Below are 25,662 nucleotides of genomic sequence, written 5' to 3' on the forward strand. Positions count from 1 at the left end.
GGCGCCCGGCACGTCACATCACCGCAAGCTCCGCATTCGACAGGATCCCGCGGTACTGCTCGCGCAGCCGCACCTTGCGCGCCATGTCCGCGATGATGGCGCTGCTGAAGTCGACGCCGGTCAGCGCCTCGGCCATGTTGATGCCGCCGGGCGTGTCCACGTTCACCTCCATCAGCTTGTCGCCGACGATGTCGAGGCCGGCCAGGTACATGCCGTCGCGGATCAGCTTCGGCGCCACCGCTTCGGCCAGCCGCAGCGCGTCGGCGTCGGGCTCGGCCAGCTCGATCTTGCCGCCGGCGCTGATGTTGCTGCGCGCGTCGCCGCTGTCGTTGTAGCGGCGGAAGCAGGCGTAGCGTCCGTCGACGCGCAACGGCCGGCCGTTGAGGGTCAGCAGCCGCAGGTCGCCCTCGGCGGCGCCTGGTAGGTACTCCTGCGCGATCGCGTAGCCGTCGCGGATCACCGCCTCGATCATCTGGTTGAGGTTGGCCGCGTCGCCGTCCTTGACCACGAACACGCCGTGCCCGCCGGATCCCTGCAGCGGCTTGATCACGCCGCGGCCGCCGTGGGTGGCGATGAAGGCGCGCAGCTCGTCGGCGTCGCGGCTGATGCAGGTGACCGGGCGCACCTCCTCGGGGAAGTGCTGGAAATAGGTCTTGTTGGAGGCGTTGGTGAGGTGGAAGGGATCGTTGAGCACGATCACGCCGCGCCGCGTCACCAGCTGCGCGAACAGCAGGGCGCTGTTCGAGGCCCATGGTCGCTCAACCAGTTCTTCGGCCGGGTCGCTGCGCAGCATCAGCACGTCCAGCTCCTCGACGTTGATGCGCTGGGTGGCGGCCTCCTCGCCCTGGATCTCGTCGAGCAGCGCCTGGTCGTCGGCGTAGGCGCTGCCGGCGGGGAGGTGCGCCATCGCGCAGACGGTGCCGTTGGCGTCGTAGATGAAGTCGGCCAGGCCGATCAGCGCTACCTGGTGACCCTGGTTGGCCGCGGTGCGCGCCAGGCGGATGGTGGTGTAGTTGTCCTGTTCGGTGGCGACGTCGTTGACGACGAAGCCGAGCCGCAGGGTGCGGTCGCTCATGGCACGGATTCCTGGGAGGCGGGGGAAGGGGGATGGACGTGGTGCAGGCCGGCGACGCCGGCCTGCCTGCAACGCGCCAGCACGTCGTCGAAGCCGTCGGCCAGCGCGTAGCGGGGCAGCAGCGCGGGCGGCAGCACCCAGCCGGCGGCCGCGAGCTGCTCCAGCACCACCAGGTGGTCGAGCGCGAACTTGCCGGCGAACAGCCACTCGAAGCTGCCGCCGGAGCCAAGGTGCCCGAGCAGGTCGCGCAGGCCGCGCAGGTAGACCGCATCCTTGGTGAGGCCGCCGCCGCGGAGCGCGCGCACCGCGATGTCGAAGGCGTCGGCGGTGGAAAAGCCGTGGGCGTCGTGCAGGCAGGCGAAGACGGCGGGGATGTCTTCGCCATGGATCGCCATGTCGGCGGCCACCACGCGCGCGGCCAGCACCCGCAGCCGCTCGCCGGGCAGGTAGCCGGACAGGTATTCGGCCAGCACGCCCAGGCCTTCCTGCAGCGGGTCGTAGTGCGCAAGCCCCACCGAAAGCTGGCGCAGCGGTTGCTGCAGGCCGTTGTGGCGCGTGAGCACGTGGGTGCCGATCTCGTGCTGCACCAGCGGCTGCAGACGCGCGCGCGGCAGGCGCAGGCGTGCATCGAGGTACAGCCGGCCGTGGGACACCATCATCAGCGAGCCGATGTCGGCGTCGACCACCACGTCGAGACTGAAGCCGGGCGCGCGCCCGCGGTACCAGTCCACTTCGTCCTCGACCGCGGCTACCACCGCGTCGACGCCGGTGTCGGCTTCCAGCGGCTCGCTGTCGGCGACGCTGGCGAGGACGTCGCTGGCCAGCGCGAGCAGTCCGGCCTCGACGCCGCCGAACAGGTCGATGCTGGCGCCCACGAAACCGTCGGTGCCGCGCAGGCGCACCAGTTCGATCATGCGCGCGAGTTCGCGCTGCTTCTCGCCCAGTACGCCGGCCAGCAGCGGTGACTCGATCCGCTCCACCGGCAGCGCCAGCAGGCGCTCGCGCATCGCGTCGAGGCCCGCCGGCGGCTCGGCGTAGCGCAGTGGTGCCACCCGCCGGCGGCCGGAGGCCTCGAAGTCCTCCCAGAGCGCGTCGGTGCCGAGCGGCGTAAGCGCGATCAGCCAGTCCAGTCCGGCGTCGATCTCGATCAGCGCCGCGTCCACCTCGGCGGCGACCGGCGGCAACGGGCGCGGCGACACGGCGCCGTGGTCCGCGCTCACCCGGCGGCCCTGAAGTCGTCCCGCACCGCGTCGACCGCGGCCTGGAGCCCGTCGCGCATGGCATACAGCGCGGCGATGTCCGCCTGGCCGCTGTGCTCGTCCATGAAGATCTTCTTGTATTCGGGCGAGATCGTGCACACGCGGCTGCCCCAGCGCGCGTATACCCATTCCGGGAAGTCGCCACCGGTGGGGAAGCGCACGTTTGCACGCACATCCGGCATGCGGCCGGCGATCGGCGTGGCGCGCAGCGCGTCGGCGAAGCGCGCGGTCACCGCGCTCCAGCGCGCGGGGTCGGCCGTGGTCAGCCCCAGCTCGATGTCCGGGTTGTCGTCCTGCGGCGCGGCGTCGGCATCGGGACCGTCGCGGCGGTGGTTGTAGCTGTGGATGTCGACCAGCAGCACCGCGTCCCAGCGTTCGAGCAGGCGGTCGAGCAGCTCCGCGACCATCGAGCGGAAGCGGTCCCAGCCGGCGAGCGACCGTGCGATCTCGGACTCGGGCAGCGGCCGCCGCCATACCTCCAGGCCCCAGCAGTCGTCCGGGCCGGTGTACACCGCGCCCTTGCGCGGCCGGTTGTGGTCGAGCTCGAAGCGCGAGGTCGGAACCTGGATGCGCACGTCGCCGACGGCGGTGAGCAGGCCGGTGAGCGGATCCTCCTCGCGGAAGCGTGCGGCGTCGGGAAGCGCCAGCAGCGGCCGCAGCGCGGACCGGATGCGGTGGCCGTCGTGGATCGCGGTGGCGACCACGGGGCCGTCGGACACCGCGATGTTCCATTCGCGCGTCGCGGGGCTGGGGATCGGCAGGTCGTCGCCGGCGAAGTAGCGGCCGCGCGCGGCGGTGATGTCTCGCAAAGCCATGGTGCCGATGCTGGCAGCGCCGCAATGATCATGCCGTGACCACCGCGCTGCGTTGCCCACGCGCAGGACACGCAGCGCCTGCGAGCATGCCGCCATGTCCGCACGCATGCACGCACTGCCCGTGGTCGCGATGCTGGCGGTGGCGATGCTCGTGCCGCTGGCCTGCGGGAAGACACCTGGCGTCGATCCGCCGCCGCCGTCCGCCGCGCCTCCAGCCGGGTTGGCGGCGCAGTCCGGGGGCTGCGTCGCGCGGCCGGACCGGCAAGGCCTGGCCGCGACGGTCGCGGCGCTGCTGGCCGAGGCCGACGCGATCGCGCCGCTGCGCGCGGTGGTGGTCGCGCGCGATGGCGTCGTGCTGGCAGAGCGCGGTTATGGCGGTGCGCGTCCCGACACGCCGGCCAACATCAAGTCGGCCTCGAAGACCGTGGTGTCGGCCCTGGTCGGCGTCGCGATCGACAAGGGCCTGCTCGAGGGCGTCGACCAGCCGATCGCGCCGCTGCTGGACACGGAGCTGCCGCCCGATCCCGATCCACGGCTGGCGCGCGTCACCATCGGCCACCTGCTGTCGATGCAGGCGGGCCTGGAGCGCACCTCGGGCCCGTACTACGGGCGCTGGGTGGCCAGCGACAACTGGGTGCGCGATGCGCTGGCGCGGCCCTTCGTCGACGAGCCGGGCGGGGCGATGCTGTATTCCACCGGCTCCACGCACCTGCTGTCAGCAATCCTTGCGCGCGCCAGCGGGCGGCCGGTGCTGGAGCTTGCGCGCGAATGGCTCGGCCCGCAGGCCGGCTTCGTCATCTCCGCGTGGGACCGCGACCCGCAGGGTATCCACTTCGGCGGCAACAACATGGCGATGGACACGCGCTCGCTGCTGGCCTTCGGCGAGATCTACCGCAGCGGCGGCGTGTCACGCGACGGACGCCGGCTGCTGTCCCGGGCGTGGATCGACGCGTCGTGGCAGCCGCGGACGCAGTCGCGCTTCACCGGCGACGGCTACGGCTACGGCTGGTTCCTGCGCGACATCGCCGGCGAGCCTGTGCGCTTCGCTTGGGGCTACGGCGGGCAGATGCTCTACGTCGTGCCTTCGCTGGAGCTGGTGGTGGCCATGACTTCCGATGACGGCCAGGCGTCTGCCCGCAGCGGCCACCGCGATGCGCTTCACGGGCTTGCCGCGGAGGTCATCCGCGCGGCGCGCTGCGCCTCCTGAGCCCGCCGCCGCCCGCCGCCGCGAGTGCCGGAAGTCCGCCTTCATGTGCTAATGTCCGCCGATGCTGCGGGTCGGGAAGGGGCTGGGGAGTCCCGGCGCGGGCCGTGGACGTTCGCACATCGACGGGGACAAGAAGATGCTGACGCTGCTGGACCTGATGAGGAAGCTCGCGAGTGATGCCGCGCTGGCCGCGGAATACGAGAGGGACCCCGCCGCCGTGGTGAGCCGCGCCGGCCTGACCGACGAAGAGCAGAAGGCGATGCTGGCCAAGGACTACGCGTCCATCAAGGAGCTGACCGGGCTGAGCGACGGCCAGTTCGCGACCAACCACATCGTCAAGGCGTACTGACCGCCGTCCTCGCCGCCGTCCGCCGCGACCGCACGCCCCATGTGCCGGCTGGCCCGCATTGCCGCCGTCCTCGTGCTGGTGCTGGCGGGTGCGCCGGTGCTTGCCGACGATGCGCTGGAAGCACGGGTCGCGGAGATCGAGCAGCTGGGGATCTCCGCGCACTGGCGCGAATCCGACCGCAAGCTCGACGACCTGGCACCGCGCCTGGATGAACTCACGCCGGAGCAGCGCGCCCGGGTCGAGTTTGTGCGCCTGCGCAACCTCGGGCTGGCCGGCAGGGAGCCCGCGGCGCTGCAGGGCTTCTCCCGGCTGCTGCAGCAGGCGGAGATGCCAGCCGCGCTGCGGGTGCGCGCCTACACCACCGCGATCAGCATCGCCGCCAACGTCGAGGACTGGCCGCGGGCCTTCGGCTGGCTGAGCGAAGGCCTGGAATACCTGCCCGACGCGCCGGAAAGCGCTCCCGCGCTGCTCGGGGCCGCCAGCTACCTGCACACGCTGGTGGGCGAGATCGGCAAGGCGCGCGACCTCGCCCGCCAGGCCCTGGATGCGGTGGAGGCGACGGGCGACGCGCGTGGGCGCTGCCTTGCGCTTGCCGACCTCGCGATGGCCGAGGACCACGCGGGCAACTACAGCGAAGCCGAAGGCTGGAGGCGCCGCCAGATCGACGCCTGCCAGGCTGCCGGCGACCGCGTCTTCGTGGCCAACGCCAAATACGGCATCGGCAAGATGGTCGCGGCCCAGGGACGGCCGGCGGAGGCGCTGGACTGGTCGCGCCAGGCGCTGGCCGAATTCGAGGCGGCCGGCTTCGCCGCGGGCAGCTGGAGCGCGCGGCTGGAGCTGGCCGGCAACCTCATCGCGCTGGACCGCGAGCTCGACCGCGCGGAGTCCATGCTGCTCGAGACGCTGGAGTATTACCGCGGCCAGAACACCGAGCTCGCGGTAGCCGAGACCGAGCGCCTGCTCGCGCGGCTCGCGGAGCAGCGCGACGACGACGTCGGGGCGCTGACCCACCTGCGGCGGGCGATGGACGCGCAGGAAATCGCCGAGCGTGAATCCCGCGAGCGTCGCTTGGCCTATCTCCAGGTGGAATTCGACACGCAGCTGAAGGAGCAGCAGATCGCGCTGCTCGAAGCCGAAAAGGAGCTGGCCGCGCTTCAGGTCACGGCCACCCAGCGCCGGCAGTGGCTGCTCGGCATGGGCATGTTCGGCCTGCTGGTCACCGCGCTGCTGCTGCTGCTCCTGCTGCGGCACAGCTCGCGCGAGCGCGGCCGCTACCGCCATCAGTCGGAGCGCGACGGGCTGACCGGCCTGTTCAACTACCAGCAGGTGCGCAAGCGCGGCGGCGATGCCTTCCGGCGCGCGCGCCAGGACGGCCGCCCGTTCACCGCCGTCATCGCCGACATCGACCTCTTCAAGCAGGTCAACGACCGCCACGGCCACGCCGCGGGCGACGAGGCGCTGCGCTCCCTCGGCGGCTGGATCAGCGGGATCGTCGGGGCCGGCGCGATCGCCGGCCGCAGCGGCGGCGACGAGTTCACGATCCTGCTGCAGGGAACGGCCGCCGACGCCGAAGCGCTGCTGCAGCGCCTGCGCGAGCGGATGGAGCCGATCACCGTGTTCGGCCAGACCTTCAGCTTCAACTTCAGCGCCGGCGTGTGCCAGTACGACGGCAGCACGACCACGCTCGAACAGCTCATCCACAACGCCGACCAGGCGCTGTACCGCGCCAAGCACGGCGGGCGCGACCGGGTGGTCTGCGCGCGCGGGGCGGGGCAGCCGGAGGCGGGGCCCAGTGGATCGCTGGTGGTGGTGGGCAGCGGCATCCAGTTCGGGCGCCACACCAGCGAGCGCACGCTGTCGGAGATCCGCGAGGCCGAGCGGGTGCTCTGCCTGGTCGATCCGTTCGCGCTGGGAATGATCCACGGCTTCCGGCCCGACGCCGTCAACCTCGGCGTCCACTACGCGCCGGGCAAGGACCGCCGGGAAACCTATCGCGAGATCGAGGCCGCGATCATGGCCGAGGTCGAGGCCGGCCGGCAGGTCTGCGCGGTGTTCTACGGCCATCCCGGCGTCTTCGCCGACGTGCCGCATGCGGTGGTGCGCAGGACGCGCGCGCTGGGCCTGCCGGCGCGCATGGAGCCCGGCATCTCGGCGGAGGCCTGCCTGTACGCCGACCTCGGCCTGGATCCGGGACTGCGCGGCGTGCAGTCGCTGGAGGCCACGCACTTCATGATCCACGACCGCGAACCGGACACCGCCGCGCTGGTGCTGCTGTGGCAGGTGACGCTGGCCGGCGACCTCTCCTGCACCCGGTTGCACGCCGAGCCGGAAGGACTGCAGGCGCTGGTCGACAAGCTGCTGCGCTGGTATCCCGCCGACCACGAGGTGGTGCTGTACGAGGCGGCGCAGCTGCCGATCGACGCACCGCGGATCGATCGCCTCGCGCTTGCGGACCTGCCAGCGGCGCATTACGAGGAATACACCACGCTGGTGATCCCGGCGCTGCGCGTGCCGCGCAGGGTGCAGGCCGGCGCCTGAGGGCGTGGTGGCCGCCGCGGACCCCGGGTCCGCGGCGGCGCAGGCTCACTTCGGATCGAGCAGCGGCTTGCGCGGCATCCGCTCATCGCGCATCGCCGCGTGCCAGGCGAACGAGGCCACGATGGCCGCGGCCTGTTTGAGGTCCTCCGGCTCGGCGTGGTCCCAGGTGTCCAGGTGGGTGTGGTGGACGTTGGTGAAGTAGTCCAGCCGGTCCTGGATGAACTGGAAGCCGGGCAGCCCGACGCGGTCGAAGGCGATGTGGTCGGTGCTGCCGGTGTTGCGCGTGGCGACGGTGGTGGCGCCGACGTCGTGGAAAGGCTTGAGCCAGGCCTCGAAGATCGGCATCGCGGCGAGGTTCTCCTGCGCGTAGATGCCGCGGAAGCGACCCGAACCGTTGTCCATGTTGAAGTAGACCGAGAAGCGCTCGTAGTCGCGCATCTTCCGCAGCGGGCCGGTGGGCTCGCGCAGCGAGGCCGGCAGCGCCTTCTGCGCCGGGTCGGTGGGCTCGGGGTAGTGGGCGAAGTGGCGCGCCACGTAGTCCTGCGAGCCGACCAGGCCCTGCTCCTCGCCGCTCCACAGCGCCACGCGGATGGTGCGCTCGGGCCGCGCGCCCACGGCCTTGAGGATGCGCATGGCCTCCATCATCACCGCCACGCCGGCGGCGTTGTCGGCGGCGCCGGTGCCGGTGTGCCAGGAGTCGAGGTGCGCGCCGATCATCACGATCTCGCCGGCCTTGCCGCCGCGGCCGGGGATCTCGGCGATGGTGTTGTGGCCGGGCTGGTTGGTCTCGTCGGTGAAGCGGGCGGCGACGTTGACGCGCAGGCGCACCGTCTGGCCATCGTCGAGCGCGCGCACCAGCGGATTGAAGTGCTCGGCGATCATGGCCAGTTCGGGGATCCCGACCGGCTCGCCGGCCTTGCGCGAGCCGCCGCCGGCGACGCGGATGATGCCGTTGTCCCAGCTGCTGATGCTGATCGCCGCCAGCGCGCCTTCCTCGGCGAAGAAGGCGTTGACCGCACGGGTGAGCTCCTGGCGCTCGCCGTACTCCTTGACCCGCTTCGCGCGGTCGGCGGCGGCGGTCTTCGGCACGGTGAATTCCTGCAGCCCTTCCAGCGAGGTGGCGTCGTGGCGGTGCGAATCCGGCTCGGTGCCGCGCTTGTACTCGCGCGCCTCGCCCAGCAGCAGGACCTTGCCGCCGAGCTTGCCGCGGTACTTCTCGATGTCGGCCAGGGTCTTGATGTCGACCTTCACCAGTTCGCCCTCGACAGGGCCGTCGGTGCCCGGCGTCCAGGCCTTGGGCAGGGCGTGCAGCGGCTGCACGCGCCCGCCGAGCATCTCGACGCTGGCGGCGCTGAACTCCCAGCCGCGGCCGAAGTCCTCGAAGGCGTCGTCGTGGACGTTGGACAGGCCCCACTCGCTGAACTTGCCGCGGGTCCAGGCGTTGGCTTCCGCCATCTGCGGCGAGTTGCTCAGGCGCGGGCCGATGGTCTCGGTGAGGTGGCTGAAGGTCGCCATGACCTGGGAGTTGTGGAAGGCCTCCTGGCGGATCCGGCTGACCATGTCCAGGTCCACCGGTTCGTTGGCCATGGCCAGGCCGCTGGCGGCGAGGAGCACCGCCATCACGTAACGCTTCGACATCCTGATTCCTTCGCGCCGGGACGGGGCGCTGCAAGCCTTCGACTCTAGCGGCCGTGGCGCCGCGCTTCACCCGTCTTTAGTCACGCCGGTGCGCGGACCGCGCGGGCCGCGCACTGGTCCGCCGCCGCTGTTTGCTACGCTTCGCGCCCCCGCCACCGGATCGTCCGCCGTGCCCCTGATGTCCTCGCTGCGCGCCGCCTTGGTCCTGCTCCTGATCATCCTGCACACGCTGGTGCACGCGCTGCCGCTGCTGCTGCTGGCGCTGGTGAAGGCGCTGCTGCCGTTCCCCGGCCTGCGCCGTGCGCTGGGCGGCGTGCTGGCGGCCATCGCCGAAAGCTGGATCGCGGCCAACACCTGGATGGTGGACCACCTCACCGGGACCCGCTTCCACGTCGCCGGCGACGACGGGCTGCTGGCCGACGGCCACTACCTCGTGCTGGCCAACCACCAGAGCTGGGTCGACATCGTCGTGCTGCAGAAGGTGTTCAACCGCCGCATCCCGCTGCTTCGCTTCTTCCTCAAGCAGCAGCTGTTCTGGGTGCCGGTGCTGGGCCTGGCCTGGTGGGCGCTCGACTTCCCCTTCATGGGCCGCTACAGCCGCGCGGAGATCGCGAAGAACCCGGAGCTGGGCCAGCGCGACATCGAGGCCACGCGCCGGGCCTGCGCGAAGTTCCGCGAGATGCCGGTGGCGGTGATGAACTTCGTCGAAGGCACGCGGTTCACGCCGGAGAAGCACGCGCGCCAGGCCTCGCCCTACCGCCACCTGCTCAAGCCCAAGGCCGGCGGCGTGGCCTTCGTGGTCGACGCCATGGGCGATGCGCTGCACGCGGTGCTGGACGTCACCATCGCCTATCCGGGCGGGCGTCCGACGATGATGGACCTGATGGGCGGGCGGATCCCGGACGTGCACGTGCTGGTGCGCCAGCGCCCGATCCCCGACAGCGAGGCGATGGGGGGGCGCTACCAGGACGACCGCGCGGCGCGCGCACGCTTCCAGCAGTGGCTCAACGGGATGTGGCGGGACAAGGACGAGGCGCTGGCGCGCCTGCTGGGCGACTGAGTCCCGCCGCGCGCCCTGGCGTGCGACCGTGGCGGAGCTTCAGCCCGCCGGGTCGGAATCGGGCTCCGGTTCGGGAGCCGGCCCGGCCGCCGCGGCCCGGGCCTCGCGTTCGGCGCGCTTCTTCGCTTCCTTCTCGTCCTGCTTCTTCTTCTTGGCCAGCTCGCGCTGGCGCTTTTCGAACGAATAGTTCGGCTTTGCCATGGATCACCGTGGGGAAATAGGGCGTCCAGTGTAACCGCCGGTTCCGCGGGGGCCGCGGCGGCCGTCCATGCCGTCCTCGAGGAGGCGTGGCCGTCGCAGGAATCCGATAGACTCCGGGAACGCCGACGTGACAGGTCCTGTCCGTTTCCCGGCGCCGGCGATGCCGCCGCATCCCGCCGTCGGTCCCGCCGAGCCAGCACGCGCATGGCCCGGGAAACCCGGCCGCCGTGCCCTTCCGCGCGCGGTGCGACTCCATCCCGATTCCTTCAACCGCGTCCGCCGCCGGATGTGTCCGGCTGCGTGCGTCGATCAACACCATTGGCAGGAGCTCATGTCCGAATCCGTCATCCGCATGGGGGCCGTGTCCTACGCCCCGAAGGTCGTCACCATCTGGGAGGGCTTCAAGCCCTGGCTGAAGGCGCGCGGTTTCGCCTTCGACTACGTGCTGTATTCCAACTACGAAGCGCTGGTCGAGGCGCTGATGGCCGGCCAGCTGCATTTCGCCTGGAACTCGCCGCTGGCCTTCGTGCGCGCGCAGCGCATGGCGCGTGCGCTCGGGCAGGAGGTCGAGCCCATCGTCATGCGCGATACCGACATGGACCTGCAGTCGGTGCTGGTGGTGCCCGCCGGCAGCGACGTCCGGGGCGTGGAGGACCTGCGTGGCAGGACGCTGGGCTTCGGCGCCATCGATTCGCCGCAGGCCACGCTGATCCCGCTCGATCACCTGCGCCAGCACGGCCTGGTCCGGGGGCGCGACTACAGCGCGCGGCTGTTCGACGTGCTGGGCGGCAAGCACGGCGACCACATCGGCGGCGAGCGCGATGCGGCCGAGGCCATGGTCAAGGGCGACATCGACGCCGCGTGGATGATCGCCGGCAACTACCAGGCCTTCGCGCAGGAGGGCACGCTGGCCGCCGGGTCGACCCGCATCGTCGCCACCACCGGCGAATTCGACCACTGCAACATGACCACCGCGCCCGGCCTGGATCCGGCGCTGGCGCAGCGCTTCGCCGACCTGCTGCTGGGCATGTCCTGGGACGACCCGGAGGTGCGGCCGCTGCTGGAGCTGGAAGGCCTGAAGGTCTGGCACCGGGGCCGCAGCAGCGGCTACGCCCTGCTCGAACGCGCCGTGGACGACGAGAAGTTCTACGACGCCCAGGGCCGGATCACCGAATCGAAGTACGACTACTGAGGGCGCCGCGATGAGCCATCTGGAGAAGCTTGAGCCGATCGTCGAGACGATCATCCTGCCGCGCGCCGCCGAACTCGACCGCGAGGCGCGCTTCCCGCGCGAGGCGATTGCCGCACTGGGGGAGGCCGGCCTGCTCGGCCTGATCAGCGCGAAGGAAGTCGGCGGCATGGGCCTGGGCCTGGCCGAGGCGACCGAAGTGGTCGAGCGCATCGCCCGCGACTGCCCGGCCACGGCGATGGTGGTGACGATGCACTACGCCGGCGCCACCCTGATCGAGATGCACGGCCCCGCGGATATCCGCCGCGAGATCGCCGCCGGGCGCCACCTGACCACGTTGGCCTGGTCCGAGACCGGCTCGCGCAGCCACTTCTGGGCGCCGGTCAGCACCGCCACCGCCGATGGTGACGATCATGTGCTGCTCGACGCCAGCAAGAGCATGGTGACCTCGGCCGGCGAGGCCGATTCCTATGTCTGGTCCTCGCAGCCGCTCGCCGCCGGGGGCGCCAGCACCATCTGGCTGGTGGACGCCAGGAGTGACGGGCTGTCGTCGCCCAGGCCCTTCGATGGCCTCGGACTGCGCGCCAATGCCTCCGCGCCGGTGGCGGCGAAGGGCGTGCGCGTGCCGCTGGCGCACCGCCTGGGCGGTGACGGCGAAGGCCAGGGCGTGATGTTCAACGACGAGCTGCCGACCTTCGTCAACCTGATCGCCTCGGTGTCGATCGGGCTGATGGAGGGCGCGCTGCAGCGCGCGGTGGCGCACGTGACGAAGACCGGTTTCGCCGCCGGCGGCACGCTGGCCGAGCTGCCGACCCTGCGCGCGCAGCTGGCGCAGGCCCGCAACGCGCTCGACGGCGCGCGCGGCGTGCGCGCGGTGGCGCTCGACCGCATCGCCAACGGCGGCGATGACACCTTCATGCGCGTGCTGCAGACCAAGGCGGTGGCCGCCGAGGCCGCGCTGCTGGTCACCGATACCGCGATGCGGGTGTGCGGCGGCGCCGCGTTCCGCAAGGACGTGGGCATCGAGCGGCTGTTCCGCGATTCCCGCGCTGCGGCGGTGATGGCGCCGACCACGGATGTCATCAACGATCTGCTGGCGCGGATGATGTGCGGCATGCCGCTGATGGAGTGAGGCCGGACGTGGACACGATGGAACCCCGCAAGGCCGGTGATGCGGCCGGCATGGTGGACCTGGCCGGCCTCGGCTTCGACGCCGGCGCACACCTCCTGGTCAAGCACGTGCTGAACCAGGTCGGCGTGGGCGAAGCGGTCACCGTGCGCGGCACCGCGCCAGGCTGGCAGGCCCAGCTGTCCGCGTGGTGCCGCAGCCAGGGGCACGTGATGGAGGCCGGTGCGGGCGTCGTCCGCGTGCGCCGGGGCTCGGCGCAGGCCGGCCGCTGGCGCGACGCCATGCCCACCGGCCACAGCGATCCGCGCGCCGAGGACGCGATCGCGTCGCGTGCGCATCCGCGCTGGGGCCTGGCCGCGCGCGGCGCGGTGGTGGAGGCGGGCGCGCCCGAGATCCATTTCCGCCTGTCCGACCGCGACGAGCTCTGGAACGAATCGGCCGCCAGCCTCTACCGGCAGGCCGTCGCCGCACAGTGGGATCCGGAGGCCATCGACTGGGACGACGCACCCGTGCTGCCCGACGAGATCGAGGACGCCGTTGTCCAAGTGATGACCTTCATGGTCGAGAACGAGAACGCCGCGCTGGTGATCCCCGCGCGCTTCCTCGGCCAGCTGCATCCGCATTACCGCGAGCTGCAGGCCGCGCTGGCGATCCAGATCGCGGACGAGGCCCGCCACATCGACGTCTTCACCCGCCGCATCCGCCGCCACGGCCGCGAGCCGGCGCTGTCGACCGCCGGCGGGCAGGAGTCGCTGAAGAGCCTGCTCGACGAGACCGACTATTCGGTGGCCAGCTTCCTGCTGTCGGTGCTGGGCGAGGGCACCTTCGTCTCGCTGCTGAAGTTCATCCAGGCCGAGGCGCCGGACCCGCTGACCCGGCAGATCGCGCGCTACGCGGCGGTCGACGAGGCCCGCCACGTGGCGCTGGGCATGTCGCACCTGCTGTACCGGCTGCAGCGCGAGCCCGACTTCCGCAACCGCCTTGCGCGCGCGGTGGAGGAGCGGCACGAGGCGCTGCGCCACACCGGCGGGCTCAACGAGGAGGTGTTCGACGCGCTGGTGGTGATGGCCGCCGGCGCGCTGACGCCCGAGGCCATCGCGGAGGGCTCGCGCAAGGTGCAGGCGCTGATGAAGGACATGGCCGACAGCCGCTACGCCAAGCTGGTGCGGCTGGGCTTCGACCCGGAGCGCGCGCACCACCTGTCGAGCCTGCATACCCGCAACTTCATGTAGGCGGCCCGACGCCTGGGGTGGCCTCGGCGGCGCTAGAATCCGGCGGACGCTCCGCACGGGGCACGACGGGGGAAGCGGGGATGAAGCACTGGGTGCGCAACGTCGCGGCCGTGGTCGCGGGGCTCGTGGTGGGCAGCGTGGTCAACATGGCGATCGTGGCCGCGGGCCCGGCACTGGTGCCGCCGCCGGCGGGTGTGGACACCACCACGGCCGAGGGCCTGGCCGCGGGCATCCACCTGTTCCAGCCGAAGCATTTCCTGTCGCCGTTCCTGGCGCATGCGCTGGGCACGCTGGCCGGCGCCTTCGTCGCCTTCCTGGTCGCCGGCAGCCGCAAGGCGGCGTTCGCCTGGACCATCGGCGTGCTGTTCCTGGCCGGCGGCATCGCCGCGGCGGTGATGATCCCGGCGCCGGCGTGGTTCATCGCGCTGGACCTGCTGCTGGCCTACCTGCCGATGGCGTGGCTGGCGATCCTGGTGGGGCGGCGGTTGTCGGCGAGCGGGGCGCGGGCGGACGCATGAAGGCGGACGGCGCCGAGGGAGGCGCATCGACGCTGCGCCTGCGCTTCCAGGACTGCCTGCATCCGCGCCCGGCTCCGTCGGGTATCGACGTGCTGTGCAAACTGCAGCACTTCGCCATCGTCAGCTACGCGTTCGACCCGGCGCGCTTCGCAGGGGTCATGCCCGGACGCTTCCGCCTGGACGCGGTGTCCATCGACGGGCAGGAGCGCGCGCTGGTCTCGGTCGTGCCCTTCATCGATGTCGACTTCACTTCGGCGGTGTTCCCGTTCCCCAAGTTCCGCATGGGACAGACGAACTACCGCATCTACATCGTCGACAACGAAACCGGCGAGCGCTGCGTGTGGTTCCTGGGCACGACCCTGGATTCGTGGACCCGGATCGTCCCGCACCGGCTGTGGAACCTGCCGTGGTACGGGGGACGGGTGCGCTTCGACTGCGCACAGGCGGTGGACGGGCGCTACCTGCGCTATCGCATGGATACGGTTGCGCAATGGGCGCCAGCGTCGCTGTCGCTGGTGGGCGAGGCCGGACCGGTGGAGCGGCTGCCCGGCTTCGCGGACGTCGAGACCGGACTCGTCTACCTGACCCATCCGCTGCGCGGCTTCTACCATCGCCGCGACGGGCGCCTGGGCACCTACCACGTCTGGCACGGGCGCTTGCAGGTCGCGCCGGCGCGGTTGGAGCAGGCGCGCTTCGGGCTGCTCGATCGGCTGGGCCTGGTGACGCCGGAAGAGCAGCAGCATCCGCACAGCGTGCTCGTCGAGCCGGTCAACGAGTTCACCATCTACCTGCCCCCGAAAGTCCTGGCCTGAGCTGCGGCGCGGCCGGCGGTCTTGCAGGTCCGGCCGGAAGGCCCGCTCCGGGCTCAGGCGACTTCGACGCGCGCCTCGCCGGCGCGGGTCTCGCCGATCACCGCCGCCTCGGCGAAGCCGCCGGCGTGGAAGGCCTCCAGCACTTCGCCCAGGGCCTGCGGTGCGCAGGACACCAGCAGGCCGCCGGAGGTCTGGGGATCGGTGAGCAGGTCGCGGGCAGGCTGGTCGATGCCGGCGCCGAGCTCGACGCCATCGCCGTAGGCGGCCCAGTTGCGCCCCGAGGCGCCGGTGACCACGCCCTCGGCGGCCAGCGCCTCCACGCCCGGCAGCCAGGGCAGGTCGTCATGGCGCAGGCGCACCGTGAGCTTCGCGCCGCGCGCCAGCTCCAGCGCGTGGCCGAGCAGGCCGAAGCCGGTGACGTCGGTCATCGCGTGCACGCCGGGCAGCGCCGCCAGCGCGGGCCCGGGGCGGTTGAGGCGGGTGGTGGCGTCGATCATCGCGCGGTAGCCGGCGTCGTCGAGCACGCCGCGCTTGAGCGCCGCCGACAGCACGCCCACGCCCAGCGGCTTGCCCAGCACCAGCAGGTCGCCGGGGCGCGCGTCGGCGTTGCGGCGGATGCGGTCGGGGTGGGCGATGCCCATCGCGGCCAGGCCGTAGATCGGCTCGACCGAGTCGATGCTGTGGCCGCCGGCGACGGGAATCCCGGCTTCGGCGCAGGCGTCCTCGCCGCCGCGCAGGATCTCGGCGATGACGTCATGCGGCAGCACGTTGATCGGCATGCCGACCAGGGCCAGGGCCATGATCGGCGTGCCGCCCATGGCGTAGACGTCGGACAGCGCGTTGGTGGCGGCGATGCGGCCGAAGTCGTAGGGATCGTCCACGATCGGCATGAAAAAGTCGGTGGTGGCGATCAGCGCCTGCTGGTCGTTGAGCCGGTACACCGCGGCGTCGTCGGCGGTGTCGTTGCCGACCATCAGCTGCGGCCAGACCGGCGCCGGCGCGGCGCGCTTGAGCAGGTCGGTCAGCACGCCCGGCGCGATCTTGCAGCCGCAGCCGCCGCCGTGGGAGAGCGAGGTGAGGCGGGGCGTCGTGGTATCGGGAGAGTCGGTCATGTCGGGCACACGTGCGGAATGGCGGAAGGCAACAGGAGTCGAACCTGCCTGGGAGCGGCTGACGCCCCCAACCGGGTTTGAAGCCCGGCCGCGCCACCGGGCGCGCTTGCCTTCCATTCGTGGCCGCGTCGGCGGGGTGCGCCGCGGGCGGAAGCCAAGCTATCACACGGAACGAATGGCGACGGATGCGGTCTGGATCGCAGCGTTTCAGTGGCCGGGCGCGTCTGCGGCCGACGTCGCGCGCAGGGCCTGCAGCCACGCGCTGTCCTCGCGCAGCACGTGGCTGTCGCGGACGCGGCGGGTGAGGCCGGTGCGGTCGAAGTGTTCGAGGATCTGGATCGCGCGCTTGCGCCCAAGGCCGGTGGCGTCGCGAAAACCAGCGGCGGCGATGGCGCCGGTGGCGTCGGCGATGGTGGTCGCCAGCGCCGCCAGCGCCTGCATCCGTTCGCGGTGGTAGAACAGGTCGCGGACCACCTGGTGCGCATCGCCCTGCAGGGCGAGCATGCGCAGCAGGCGGCGCACGCGTTCCTCGGGCTCGGCTTCGATGCGCGCGAGGTCGCGCACCCAGGGCGGCTCGAAGCCGCCTTCGTCCAGCCGCGCGAGCAGGCGCTGCGACAGAGCGGCATCGTCGGCGTCCATCGCCACCGTGTGCCCGGGCAGATGCAGCCACGGGCCCTTGCGCTGGATGCGGCCTGCGTCGGCGAGTCCGTCGAGCAGCACCTGCCAGAGCGCGGCCGACACCGTGGGCACGGCGATGCGGCGCAGGCGGGTGGCTTCGGGGCCGGGCTCGTCGGGCGCCTGGAGGTGGAACTCCGCCAGCGCCCGTTCGATCTGCGCGTGCAGCGCATGGCGCTGGGCATCGGCGATCGCGATGCGCGCGCCGCCGCGCGGTGCCAGCCAGCGCGCGCCCTCCGGAAGCACCAGCTGGTCGGGAGGCCGGCCAAGCAGGCGCACCAGGGCGGCCTCGTCGATGCCTTGCGCGGCTTCGCGCAGCAGGGCCTCGAGGCCGCCGCCGTCGAGCATGGCGGCGACGCCGTCCAGCCAGGCCAGGCGCTGCGGCGAGCGCCGGCGCCGCGCGGGTGCGTCGGGGTCGAGCACGCGGCCGCCGCCGATGGTGCGGCTGGCCTGGGCGTCGCGGACGATGAAGCGGTCGCCGGGGGCGGCGCACAGCGCTTCGTCGACCACCAGCTGCACGCGGCCGCGCGCTCCGGGGGCGATGCCGTCGTCCGACAGGGGCACCGCGTGCGCCAGGCGCCGCGCCGTGCCCAGGTGCAGATGCAGCGGCGCCCAGTTGCCGAGCGTGGCCGCGGCGTCGGGCAGCAGTTCGAGCTCGACGTCGAGGTTGCGTGTCGGCCGGAAGGCGCGCGCGTCGGCGATCCAGTCGCCGCGTGCGATCGCGTCGCGGCCGGTACCGGCGAGATTGAGCGCGCAGCGCTGCCCCGCGCGCGCTTCGTCGCTGGGACGGTTCTGGGCATGGATGGAGCGCACGCGCACCGGCGTGCCCGCGGGCGCCAGCACAAGCCGGGCGCGCTCGTCGCCAGCGGCGGTGCGCCCGGAGAAGACCGTGCCGGTCACCATCGTGCCGTGGCCGGGCAGGGTGAAGACGCGGTCCACGGCGAGGCGGAACAGGCCATCGGCATTGCGCGCGGCCGCCGCGTGCGCGCGGTCTTCCAGCTGCCGCCGAAGGGCCTCCACGCCCGGATCGCCGTCGCGGGTGGCGTCGGTGGCGAACATCGGCGCGCCGGCCAGCGGGCCGCCCTGCAGTAGCGTGGTGACGTCGGCGCGCACCGCGTCCAGCCGCGCCGCGTCCACGCGATCGGCCTTGGTGATGGCGACCGCGCCCTGGTCCACGCCCAGCAGACCGAGGATCGCCAGGTGCTCGCGCGTCTGCGGCATCACGCCGTCGTCGGCGGCCACCACCAGCAGGCCGAAGTCGATGCCGCAGGCGCCGGCGGCCATGGTGTGCACCAGCTTCTCGTGGCCGGGCACGTCGACGTAGCCCAGCACGCCGCCGTCGGCGAGCGGCGCATAGGCGTAGCCGAGTTCGATCGAGATGCCGCGCGCCTTTTCCTCCTTCAGGCGGTCGGTCTCGACGCCGGTGAGGGCGCGCACCAGGCTGGTCTTGCCGTGGTCGATGTGGCCGGCGGTGCCGACGATCATGTGCGCAGGTTTTCCAGCTGGGCGGCGAAGCCGGGCTCGTCGGGTTCCTCCAGGCAGCGCAGGTCCAGCCACAGCGCGTCGTCGGCGATGCGGCCGATCACCGGGCGCGGCAGCGCGCGCAGGGCCTTCGCCAGGCGCTCGAGGGCGCGGCCGCGGCTGCCCTTGCCGGCGTAGCGCAGCGACAGGCCCCAGCTCGGCAGCGCCTCCACCGGCATCGCGCCGCTGCCAATCTGGCTGGACATCGGCGCGGCGGCAACGCGCCAGTCGTCGCCAAGCGCGGCCTGCAGCGGGGCCAGCAGCCGCTGCGCCTGCGCCTGCATCGCGGCCTGCGGGCGCAGCAGCAGGCGCAGCGTGGTCAGGCGCTCGGGCAGGTGCTCGGGCGCGCGGTACAGCGCGAGCACCGGCTCCAGCGCCGCCAGGGTGAGCTTGCCCACGCGCAGGGCGCGCTTGAGCGGATTCCTGCGGATCTTCCGGATGAGGTCGGCGCGACCGACGATCAGCCCGGCCTGCGGCCCGCCGAGCAGCTTGTCGCCGCTGAAGGTGACCAGGTCCGCGCCGGCGGCGAGGGTCTCGCGCACGGTGGGTTCGTGCGGCAGGCCCCAGCGCGCGGGATCCACCAGCGAGCCGCTGCCCAGGTCCACGCCCACCGGCAGGCCGTGCGCGCGCGCGATCTCCGCCAGCGCCGGCGTGTCCACGCTCGCGGTGAAACCGGTGATCGCATAGTTGCTGCAGTGGACCTTCATCAGCATCGCGGTACGCGGGCCGATCGCGCCGGCATAGTCGGCCGGATGGGTGCGGTTGGTGGTGCCGACCTCGACCAGCTTCGCACCGGCGCGCGACATGATGTCGGGAATGCGGAAGGCGCCGCCGATCTCGACCAGCTCGCCGCGGGACACGATCACTTCGCGCCGGTTGGCGAGCGAATTGAGCATCAGCAGCACCGCGGCGGCGTTGTTGTTGACGACGGTGGCGGCCTCGGCGCCGGTGAGTTCACACAGCAGGCCTTCGACCAGGTCGTCGCGGTCGCCTCGGGCACCACGTTCGAGGTCGTACTCCAGCGCCATCGGCGCAGACAGCGCCTGCACCACCGCCTGCACCGCGGCGTCGGGCAGCACGGCGCGGCCGAGGTTGGTGTGCAGCACGGTGCCGGTAAGGTTGTGGACCGTGCGCAGGCGCGGCCGCGACGCGTGCTCCAGCGCCACGCCGAGGCCGGCGGCGAGCGCGGCGGGCGCCAGCGCGCCATGGCGCAGCGTGCCCGCGCGCGCTTCGTCGCGCAGTGCCGCTAGCCGCGCGCGCAGGGCCGAGGTCACGCGCGATGGCCCGTGCTCGGCGGCCAGCGCCGCCAGCGCCGGGTCCTTCAGCAGGCGGTCGAGCGAGGGGATGTCGCTCGCGACCGCCGCCGCGCCGCCGTCGTCGACCGCGTCCAGGCTCAGTCCCCGGTGTCCTGCCACAGCAGCGGGCTGCCGCTGCGGCGCGCATAGCCTTCCTCGCCCATCAGCATGTCGAGGGCGAGGCTGCCGAGGTCGTCGGCCACCGGCTCCATGAACGGATCCTTGTCCTGGTAGAAGATCTTGCGGTAGCTGCGGCAGCCGTCGCAGGCCTCGGCCTTGACCCCGTCGCGGCCGCCTTCGATGTAGTGGTAGGCGATGCCCTTGGTGGTGGCGCAGTGCGAGCACTTCACCCGTTCCAGGTGCCATTCGCAGCTGCACAGCGGACAGCACAGGTAGCGGTAGCCGTCATGGGCGCCGCCGATGCGCACCACGCTGGCCACCGGCGGCGTGCCGCAGGTGGGGCAGAGGCCGAAGGCACCGACCGGCAGCTGCGATTCGCGCAGGCCGGAGGCCATCGCGGTCCAGTAGACCTGCAGCGCGGCCATGACGAACGGCGCGGGCGCCACGTCGGCGCCTTCGACGCGCCCGGCGAGCAGGGCGTCGGCCATCTGCTCGACACGCTCCGGAGCGGTGTCCAGGGTGTGCGCAAGTGCGTTGCAGGCCGCCACCGCCTGCGCGGGCGTGCCGGCGTCGCCGGCGACCTCGTCCAGCAGTCGGGCGAGCAGGGCGCGCCAGGCCGGATCGCGCGCCAGCCCGGTGGCCGGCAGCGGCGGCATCTCGTGCCGGCGCGCCTGCGCGAGCACGTCGTCGTCGATCGCCGGCGCCTCGAACGATTTGAGCGCGCGCTGCTGCGCCTCGGCCAGGCGCGCCATCAGCCGCAGGTAGCCCTCGATCGTGCTGGCGTCCGCCAGGCTGCGCAGGCGCGCGGCGCGGTCGGAGAACACGCCGGCGCGCTCGGGGATGCGCAGGCGCGGGATGCGGGTGTGGTCGAGGTTTTCGATCTCGCCTCGCGGCAGGATGCGCGGCACGGTGCCTCCGTCGGGAGTGGAAAAAGGACGGCGCGCCGCGGGGGCGCGCCGATGTGCCCCGTGGGGCAGGTTAGGCCATCGGTGCCGGCCGCGGCAAAGGCCGCGACCGGCGTGCCATCACTTGGCGCTGGCGTCGCGGTCCACCTCGCGCAGCCACTCGCGGTGGTGCTTCCAGGCCCAGCCGCGCGTCACCCGCCCGCGCACCATCGCGCCCATCGAGCCCTTGACCCAGAACGCCGAGTAGGCGTGGAAGATGATCAGGCAGATGAGCACCGTGGCCAGGATCGCGTGCAGCACCGAGCCGAGGCGGACGATGGAAACCGGGAAGGCCGGCGCGAACCAGGGCTGCCACATCACGATGCCGGTCGCGAGCAGGCCGAGCATGCACAGCACCAGCAGCCAGAACAGGACCTTCTGCCCGCCGTTGTAGCGCCCGACCTCCGGCAGCTTCTCCTCGCGCCCGGCGGCGACGTCGTCGATCTGCTTCAGCCACTGGCGGTCGCGCGCATCGAGCCGGTTGGAGCCGCCCATATGCCAGGCGAACAGCACGAACACCACGAACATGAAGACGCCGAAGAACGGGTGCAGCACGCGCGTCCACGGCCCGCCGCCGAACAGGGCATAGAGCCAGCTCATCGCCGGGTGGTACAGGGCCAGTCCCGACAGGCCCGCCAGCAGGAAGCCGATCGCGATCAGCCAGTGGTTGGTGCGCTCGTTGGCGGTGTAGCGGACGATTTCGCGCGGATGCCCGCGGTCGGCCGGGGTGCGCTCAGTCATGGCGGTGCTCCTCGTCGCGTGCGCGCTGCAGGGTCCCCGGCGGATAGTCGCCCGCGGGCCGACCATCGGCCAGCGAGGCCTCGGCGTCCGCTTCGTCCACGTCGGTGACCACCTGGCGGCCGGTGCGGATGAAGTGGAAGAAGCCGATCACCGCGGTCACCGCCATCGCCGCCAGGCCGACCGGCTTGGCCACGCCCTTCCACAGCGCCACCATCGGGCTGATGGTCGGGTTCTCGGGCAGGCCGCTGTACAGCGCCGGGCGGTCGGCGTGGTGCAGCACGTACATCACGTGCGTGCCGCCGACGCCCTGCGGGTCGTACAGGCCGGCGTTCTCGAAGCCGCGCGACTTCAGGTCGACGATGCGGCTGGCGGCGTGGTCGGTCATCGCCTCCTTGGTGCCGAACACGATCGCTCCGGTCGGGCAGACCTTGGCGCAGGCCGGCGACTGGCCCACGGCCACGCGGTCCGAGCACAGCGTGCACTTGTAGGCCTTGTTGTCCTTCTTCGAGATCCGCGGCACGTCGAACGGGCAGCCGGTGATGCAGTAGCCGCAGCCGATGCAGTTCTCCTCGTGGAAGTCCACGATGCCGTTGGCGTACTGGATGATCGCGCCCGGAGAGGGGCAGGCCTTCAGGCAGCCCGGGTCCTCGCAGTGCATGCAGCCGTCCTTGCGGATCAGCCACTCCAGGCCGCCGTCCTCGGTCTCGTGCTCGGCGAAGCGCATCAGCGTCCACGACTGCGCGCTGAGGTCGGCGGGGTTGTCGTACACGCCGACGTTCTCGCCGATGTCGTCGCGCAGGTCGTTCCACTCCATGCACGCCACCTGGCAGGCCTTGCAGCCGATGCACTTGGTGGTGTCGATCAGCTTGGCCACCGAGCCGCCGGCGTGCGGCTCGCGGGCGCCGGGTGGTGCGTAGGTGGTTGCGGAGCGCCGCTTGATGTCGAGTGATTGCAATGCCATGCCGGGGCTCCTATGCCTTTTCCACGTTCACCAGGAACGACTTGAACTCGGGTGTCTGCGAGTTGCCGTCGCCCACCGATGGCGTCAGGGTATTGGTCAGGTAGCCCGGCTTGGTGAGGCCGGTCAGACCCCAGTGCAGCGGGATGCCGACGTGGTGCAGGGTCTTGCCGTCGACCTGGAGCGCGCGGATGCGCTTGGTCACCACCGCCACCGCCACGATGTGCCCACGCTTGGACGTGACGCGCACGCGGTCGCCGTGGGACACGCCGATCTCCTTCGCAAGTCCCTCGCCGATCTCGACGAACTGCTCCGGCTGCAGGATCGCGTTGAGGCGGACGTGCTTGGTCCAGTAGTGGAAGTGCTCGGTCAGGCGGTAGGTGGTGCCGACGTACGGGAACTCGTCGACCTTGCCCATCGTCGCCAGGTCGGCCTCGAACACGCGTGCGGCCGGGTTGCTGGTGGCGGCGGGCGTGTCCGGGTTCAGCGGGTTGTAGCCCAGCGGGGTCTCGAACGGCTCGTAGTGCTCGGGGAACGGGCCTTCGGCCATGCCGTCGCGGGCGAAGAACCGTGCGACGCCCTCGGGGTTCATGATGAAGGGGCTCATTCCGCCGGCGGGGTCCTCGTCGGCCTTGAAGTCCGGCACGTCGGCGCCGGTCCAGGCGGTGCCGTTCCACCACACCAGCGGCCGCTTCGGGTCGAAGGGCTTGCCGGACGGATCCGCGGAGGCGCGGTTGTAGAGGATGCGGCGGTTGGCCGGCCACGCCCAGGCCCACTTCAGGGTCTGGCCGATGCCGGTCGGGTCGCTGTTGTCGCGCCGCGCCATCATGTTGCCGTCCTGGGTCCAGGCACCGGCGTAGATCCAGCAGCCGCTGGACGTGCTGCCGTCGTCGCGCAGCTCGCCGAAGCCCGAGACCTGCTCGCCGCGGCGGCGGGTGATGCGGCTCGGGTCGCGCGGGTCCGGGAGGTCCTCCAGCGCCCGGCCGTTGTACTCCATCGCAAGCTCCGCGGCGGAGGGATGCAGCGGCTGGGCGTGGTTCCAGGTCAGGTTCAGCACCGGATCGGGGAACGCACCGCCCTCGGTGCTGTACATCTCCCGCATCCGCATGAACAGGCGGGCCATGATCTCGATGTCGGTCTTCGCCAGGCCGGGCGGCTCGGCGCCTTTCCAGTGCCACTGCAGCCAGCGGCCGGAGTTCACCAGCGCGCCTTCCTCCTCGGCGAAGCAGCTGGTGGGCAGGCGGAAGACCTCGGTCTGGATGGCCGCCGGGTCGACGTCGTTGGCATCGCCGAAGTTCTTCCAGAACTCGGAGGTGTCGGTGGCCAGCGGATCCATGACCACCAGGAACTTCAGCTTCGACAGCGCCGAGATCATCTTGGCCTTGTTCGGCGCAGCCGCCAGCGGGTTGAAGCCCTGGCAGATGTAGCCGTTGACCTTGCCCTGGTCCATCAGCTCGTAGGTCTGGAGCATGTCGTAGGGCTTGTCGAGCTTGGGCAGGTAGTCGAAGGCCCAGTCGTTGTCCGCGGTGGCGGCATCGCCATACCACGCCTTCATCAGGCTGACGTGGAACTTCGGGTAGTGCTGCCAGTAGCTGAGCTGGTTTTCACGCAAAGGCTTGAGCGTGCGCGAGGCGATGTAGGTGCCGTAGTCCTGCTCGTGCTCGTTGGGCAGCGTCAGGTAGCCCGGCAGCAGGTTCGACATCAGCCCCAGGTCGGTGAGGCCCTGGATGTTGGAGTGCCCGCGCAGCGCGTTCATGCCGCCGCCGGCGATGCCGATGTTTCCCAGCAGCAGCTGCAGCATCGCGCCGGTGCGGATGATCTGCGAGCCGATGGAGTGCTGCGTCCAGCCCAGCGCGTACAGGATGGTGCCGGCGCGGTCGGGGCGGGCGGTGGACGCCAGCATGTCGACCACGGTGTGGAACTGCTCCTGGGTGGTGCCGCAGACGCGCTCGACCATCTCCGGCGTGTAGCGCGCGTAGTGCTTGCGCAGCAGCTGGTAGACGCAGCGCGGGTGCTGCATCGTCGGGTCGGTGACCACGAAGCCGTCGGCGCCGCGCTCGTAGTCCCAGGTGGCCTTGTCGTAGCGCCGCCGGTCCGCGTCGTAGCCGGAATAGAGGCCGCCGTCGAACGCAAAGTCCTCGCGCACGATGAAGGTCATGTCCGTGTAGTTGCGGACGTACTCGTGCTGGATGCGGTCGGTCTCGATCAGGTTGCTGATCGCCGCGCCCAGGAACACGATGTCCGTGCCGGTGCGGATCGGCGCGTAGTAGTCCGCGACCGACGCCGAGCGGTTGAACCGCGGGTCGACCACGACCAGCCTGGCGTTGTTATGCGCCTTGGCCTCGGTAACCCACTTGAACCCGCAGGGATGGGCCTCGGCTGCGTTGCCGCCCATGATCAGGACCACGTCCGCGTTCTTGATGTCGACCCAATGGTTCGTCATCGCTCCACGGCCAAACGTCGGGGCAAGACCTGCCACCGTCGGGCCGTGTCAAACGCGGGCCTGGTTGTCGAATGCGAGCAGGCCGAGCGAGCGCGCGACCTTGTGGGTGATGTAGGCGGTCTCGTTGCTGGTGGCCGAGGCCGCGAGCATGCCGGTGGTGATCCAGCGGTTGACCGTGCGGCCCTCGGGCGTCTGCGCCACGAAGTTGGCGTCGCGGTCGTCCTTCATCAGGCGCGCGATGCGCTCGAACGCGTCGTCCCAGCCGATCGGCTCCCAGGTGTCGGAGCCGGGCGCCCGGTACTCGGGCTGCTTGAGCCGGTTCGGGCTGTGGATGAAGTCGATCAGGCCGGCGCCCTTGGGGCACAGCGTGCCGCGGTTGACCGGGTGGTCCGGATCGCCCTCGATGTGGACGATGGCGGAGGCGGAGTTCTTCGCGCCGTCGCCAAGGCCGTACATCAGCAGGCCGCAGGCAACCGAACAATAGGGACAGGTGTTCCGGGTCTCGGTCATGCGCGCCAGCTTGAACTGGCGGACTTCGGCCATGGCCGGCGCCGGACTGGCGCCGAGCAGGGCCAGGCTGGAACCGGCGAGGCCGGTGCCCGAGACCTTGAGGAACTGCCGTCGATTCATGTTGACCATGAAGCGATCCTCGAGTCGTGGTGGCTGGAAGGCCCGGCGTGCCGGGCCACCTTGGCTTGTGCGCGCGTTCCGCGCAGGCACGCCCCAGCATAGTCCGGGCAGGTTGCAAGGTAAACGCGGCGGCGGAAGCCGTTGGCGGGCAATAGGTGGGCTCTATCGCGGCCCCGTAAGATGCGGCGACCCCGTCACGCG

The 25,662-nt window shown here is 71.6% G+C and carries 21 protein-coding genes and 1 tRNA gene; 9 read left to right on the forward strand and 13 right to left on the reverse strand.

The genetic code is table 11. The features are described 5' to 3' along the window. Positions 1-13: 13 nt before the first annotated feature. Genes IE168_RS02040 through IE168_RS02050 form a run of 3 tightly spaced genes read right to left on the reverse strand, consistent with a single transcriptional unit; the run spans position 14 to position 3,149 of the window. Entirely contained in the window at positions 14-1,075 is a 1,062-nt protein-coding gene (locus IE168_RS02040; protein ID WP_229823014.1) for a glutathione synthetase, read from the reverse strand. Then, positions 1,072-2,295, reverse strand: coding sequence for a peptidase MATCAP family protein (locus tag IE168_RS02045; RefSeq protein ID WP_189494687.1), 1,224 nt, complete (start codon positions 2,293-2,295; stop codon positions 1,072-1,074). The genes IE168_RS02040 and IE168_RS02045 overlap by 4 nt, the downstream gene beginning before the upstream one ends. Continuing rightward, complete coding sequence (locus IE168_RS02050) at positions 2,292-3,149, reverse strand: N-formylglutamate amidohydrolase (RefSeq protein ID WP_189494691.1); 858 nt, start codon at positions 3,147-3,149, stop codon at positions 2,292-2,294. The genes IE168_RS02045 and IE168_RS02050 overlap by 4 nt, the downstream gene beginning before the upstream one ends. 94 nt (positions 3,150-3,243) lie before the next feature. On the opposite strand from IE168_RS02050, the gene IE168_RS02055 reads away from it, so the two are divergent. From IE168_RS02055 to IE168_RS02065, 3 genes are all read left to right on the forward strand, one after another. Continuing rightward, positions 3,244-4,356, forward strand: a complete 1,113-nt coding sequence (locus tag IE168_RS02055) for a serine hydrolase domain-containing protein (RefSeq protein WP_229823016.1) — start codon at positions 3,244-3,246, stop codon at positions 4,354-4,356. Positions 4,357-4,417: 61 nt separating this feature from the next. Next, positions 4,418-4,705, forward strand: a complete 288-nt coding sequence (locus tag IE168_RS02060; RefSeq protein WP_229823018.1) for a hypothetical protein — start codon at positions 4,418-4,420, stop codon at positions 4,703-4,705. 39 nt (positions 4,706-4,744) lie between these two features. After that, positions 4,745-7,243 (forward strand): diguanylate cyclase, encoded by a 2,499-nt coding sequence (locus tag IE168_RS02065; protein WP_189494693.1) that lies wholly within the window; start codon positions 4,745-4,747, stop codon positions 7,241-7,243. 45 nt (positions 7,244-7,288) lie between these two features. Here the strand turns inward: IE168_RS02065 and IE168_RS02070 are convergent, their stop codons facing one another. Continuing rightward, positions 7,289-8,881 carry a M20/M25/M40 family metallo-hydrolase gene (locus IE168_RS02070; protein ID WP_189494695.1) on the reverse strand — a complete coding sequence of 531 codons (1,593 nt, stop codon included), beginning with the start codon at positions 8,879-8,881 and terminating at the stop codon, positions 7,289-7,291. A 178-nt stretch (positions 8,882-9,059) separates the two neighbouring features. On the opposite strand from IE168_RS02070, the gene IE168_RS02075 reads away from it, so the two are divergent. Then, positions 9,060-9,941 carry an acyltransferase gene (locus IE168_RS02075; RefSeq protein ID WP_189495270.1) on the forward strand — a complete coding sequence of 294 codons (882 nt, stop codon included), beginning with the start codon at positions 9,060-9,062 and terminating at the stop codon, positions 9,939-9,941. Positions 9,942-9,980: 39 nt separating this feature from the next. Here the strand turns inward: IE168_RS02075 and IE168_RS02080 are convergent, their stop codons facing one another. Next, positions 9,981-10,142: a hypothetical protein gene (locus IE168_RS02080; protein WP_189494698.1), complete on the reverse strand. Its 162-nt coding sequence runs from the start codon at positions 10,140-10,142 to the stop codon at positions 9,981-9,983. Between the two features lie 331 nt (positions 10,143-10,473). Between IE168_RS02080 and IE168_RS02085 the strand changes: the two genes are divergently transcribed. From IE168_RS02085 to IE168_RS02105, 5 genes are all read left to right on the forward strand, one after another. Continuing rightward, positions 10,474-11,334: a phosphate/phosphite/phosphonate ABC transporter substrate-binding protein gene (locus tag IE168_RS02085; RefSeq protein ID WP_189494701.1), complete on the forward strand. Its 861-nt coding sequence runs from the start codon at positions 10,474-10,476 to the stop codon at positions 11,332-11,334. 10 nt (positions 11,335-11,344) lie between these two features. Then, the gene (locus IE168_RS02090; protein ID WP_189494704.1) at positions 11,345-12,463 is read left to right on the forward strand and encodes an acyl-CoA dehydrogenase family protein; all 1,119 of its coding nucleotides are present in this window, start codon (positions 11,345-11,347) and stop codon (positions 12,461-12,463) included. Between the two features lie 17 nt (positions 12,464-12,480). Next, the gene (locus IE168_RS02095) at positions 12,481-13,692 is read left to right on the forward strand and encodes a diiron oxygenase (RefSeq protein ID WP_189494705.1); all 1,212 of its coding nucleotides are present in this window, start codon (positions 12,481-12,483) and stop codon (positions 13,690-13,692) included. Positions 13,693-13,772: 80 nt separating this feature from the next. Next, positions 13,773-14,210, forward strand: coding sequence for a hypothetical protein (locus tag IE168_RS02100; protein ID WP_189494708.1), 438 nt, complete (start codon positions 13,773-13,775; stop codon positions 14,208-14,210). Continuing rightward, complete coding sequence (locus tag IE168_RS02105) at positions 14,207-15,022, forward strand: DUF2071 domain-containing protein (protein WP_189494740.1); 816 nt, start codon at positions 14,207-14,209, stop codon at positions 15,020-15,022. Before IE168_RS02100 ends, IE168_RS02105 begins: the two co-directional genes overlap by 4 nt. Before the next feature lie 53 nt (positions 15,023-15,075). On the opposite strand, the gene selD is transcribed toward IE168_RS02105, so the two are convergent. The 8 genes from selD to fdnG form a co-directional block, all read right to left on the reverse strand. Then, positions 15,076-16,134, reverse strand: coding sequence for a selenide, water dikinase SelD (gene selD / locus IE168_RS02110; RefSeq protein WP_189494742.1), 1,059 nt, complete (start codon positions 16,132-16,134; stop codon positions 15,076-15,078). A gap of 19 nt (positions 16,135-16,153) precedes the next feature. Continuing rightward, positions 16,154-16,249 (reverse strand) — tRNA-Sec (locus IE168_RS02115). A 92-nt stretch (positions 16,250-16,341) separates the two neighbouring features. Continuing rightward, positions 16,342-18,294, reverse strand: a complete 1,953-nt coding sequence (gene selB, locus IE168_RS02120; protein ID WP_189494745.1) for a selenocysteine-specific translation elongation factor — start codon at positions 18,292-18,294, stop codon at positions 16,342-16,344. After that, positions 18,291-19,745, reverse strand: coding sequence for an L-seryl-tRNA(Sec) selenium transferase (gene selA, locus IE168_RS02125; protein WP_229823020.1), 1,455 nt, complete (start codon positions 19,743-19,745; stop codon positions 18,291-18,293). The genes selB and selA overlap by 4 nt, the downstream gene beginning before the upstream one ends. Beyond that, positions 19,724-20,653: a formate dehydrogenase accessory protein FdhE gene (gene fdhE / locus IE168_RS02130; protein ID WP_189494748.1), complete on the reverse strand. Its 930-nt coding sequence runs from the start codon at positions 20,651-20,653 to the stop codon at positions 19,724-19,726. Before fdhE ends, selA begins: the two co-directional genes overlap by 22 nt. A 117-nt stretch (positions 20,654-20,770) precedes the next feature. Continuing rightward, positions 20,771-21,430, reverse strand: a complete 660-nt coding sequence (locus IE168_RS02135) for a formate dehydrogenase subunit gamma (RefSeq protein ID WP_189494750.1) — start codon at positions 21,428-21,430, stop codon at positions 20,771-20,773. Further along, a complete protein-coding gene (fdxH, locus tag IE168_RS02140) occupies positions 21,423-22,391 on the reverse strand; it encodes a formate dehydrogenase subunit beta (protein ID WP_189494752.1) in 969 nt (322 codons plus the stop codon). The genes IE168_RS02135 and fdxH overlap by 8 nt, the downstream gene beginning before the upstream one ends. Positions 22,392-22,401: 10 nt before the next feature. Beyond that, positions 22,402-25,470, reverse strand: a complete 3,069-nt coding sequence (gene fdnG / locus IE168_RS02145; RefSeq protein ID WP_189494755.1) for a formate dehydrogenase-N subunit alpha — start codon at positions 25,468-25,470, stop codon at positions 22,402-22,404. Positions 25,471-25,662 lie beyond the last annotated feature (192 nt).

This window comes from Luteimonas padinae (genome assembly GCF_014652935.1).
GTDB lineage: Bacteria > Pseudomonadota > Gammaproteobacteria > Xanthomonadales > Xanthomonadaceae > Luteimonas > Luteimonas padinae.

Bases quoted from the DNA above. Each gene is read 5' to 3' on its own strand.
- IE168_RS02095 (WP_189494705.1), top strand. From the start codon at position 12,481: ATGGAACCCCGCAAGGCCGGTGATGCGGCCGGCATGGTGGACCTGGCC.
- IE168_RS02100 (WP_189494708.1), top strand. From the start codon at position 13,773: ATGAAGCACTGGGTGCGCAACGTCGCGGCCGTGGTCGCGGGGCTCGTG.
- selD (WP_189494742.1), bottom strand. From the start codon at position 16,134: ATGACCGACTCTCCCGATACCACGACGCCCCGCCTCACCTCGCTCTCC.
- IE168_RS02065 (WP_189494693.1), top strand. From the start codon at position 4,745: ATGTGCCGGCTGGCCCGCATTGCCGCCGTCCTCGTGCTGGTGCTGGCG.
- IE168_RS02050 (WP_189494691.1), bottom strand. From the start codon at position 3,149: ATGGCTTTGCGAGACATCACCGCCGCGCGCGGCCGCTACTTCGCCGGC.
- IE168_RS02105 (WP_189494740.1), top strand. From the start codon at position 14,207: ATGAAGGCGGACGGCGCCGAGGGAGGCGCATCGACGCTGCGCCTGCGC.
- IE168_RS02080 (WP_189494698.1), bottom strand. From the start codon at position 10,142: ATGGCAAAGCCGAACTATTCGTTCGAAAAGCGCCAGCGCGAGCTGGCC.
- IE168_RS02075 (WP_189495270.1), top strand. From the start codon at position 9,060: ATGTCCTCGCTGCGCGCCGCCTTGGTCCTGCTCCTGATCATCCTGCAC.
- IE168_RS02135 (WP_189494750.1), bottom strand. From the start codon at position 21,430: ATGACTGAGCGCACCCCGGCCGACCGCGGGCATCCGCGCGAAATCGTC.
- IE168_RS02090 (WP_189494704.1), top strand. From the start codon at position 11,345: ATGAGCCATCTGGAGAAGCTTGAGCCGATCGTCGAGACGATCATCCTG.
- selB (WP_189494745.1), bottom strand. From the start codon at position 18,294: ATGATCGTCGGCACCGCCGGCCACATCGACCACGGCAAGACCAGCCTG.
- IE168_RS02060 (WP_229823018.1), top strand. From the start codon at position 4,418: ATGCTGCGGGTCGGGAAGGGGCTGGGGAGTCCCGGCGCGGGCCGTGGA.
- fdxH (WP_189494752.1), bottom strand. From the start codon at position 22,391: ATGGCATTGCAATCACTCGACATCAAGCGGCGCTCCGCAACCACCTAC.
- IE168_RS02070 (WP_189494695.1), bottom strand. From the start codon at position 8,881: ATGTCGAAGCGTTACGTGATGGCGGTGCTCCTCGCCGCCAGCGGCCTG.
- IE168_RS02055 (WP_229823016.1), top strand. From the start codon at position 3,244: ATGTCCGCACGCATGCACGCACTGCCCGTGGTCGCGATGCTGGCGGTG.
- IE168_RS02085 (WP_189494701.1), top strand. From the start codon at position 10,474: ATGTCCGAATCCGTCATCCGCATGGGGGCCGTGTCCTACGCCCCGAAG.
- IE168_RS02040 (WP_229823014.1), bottom strand. From the start codon at position 1,075: ATGAGCGACCGCACCCTGCGGCTCGGCTTCGTCGTCAACGACGTCGCC.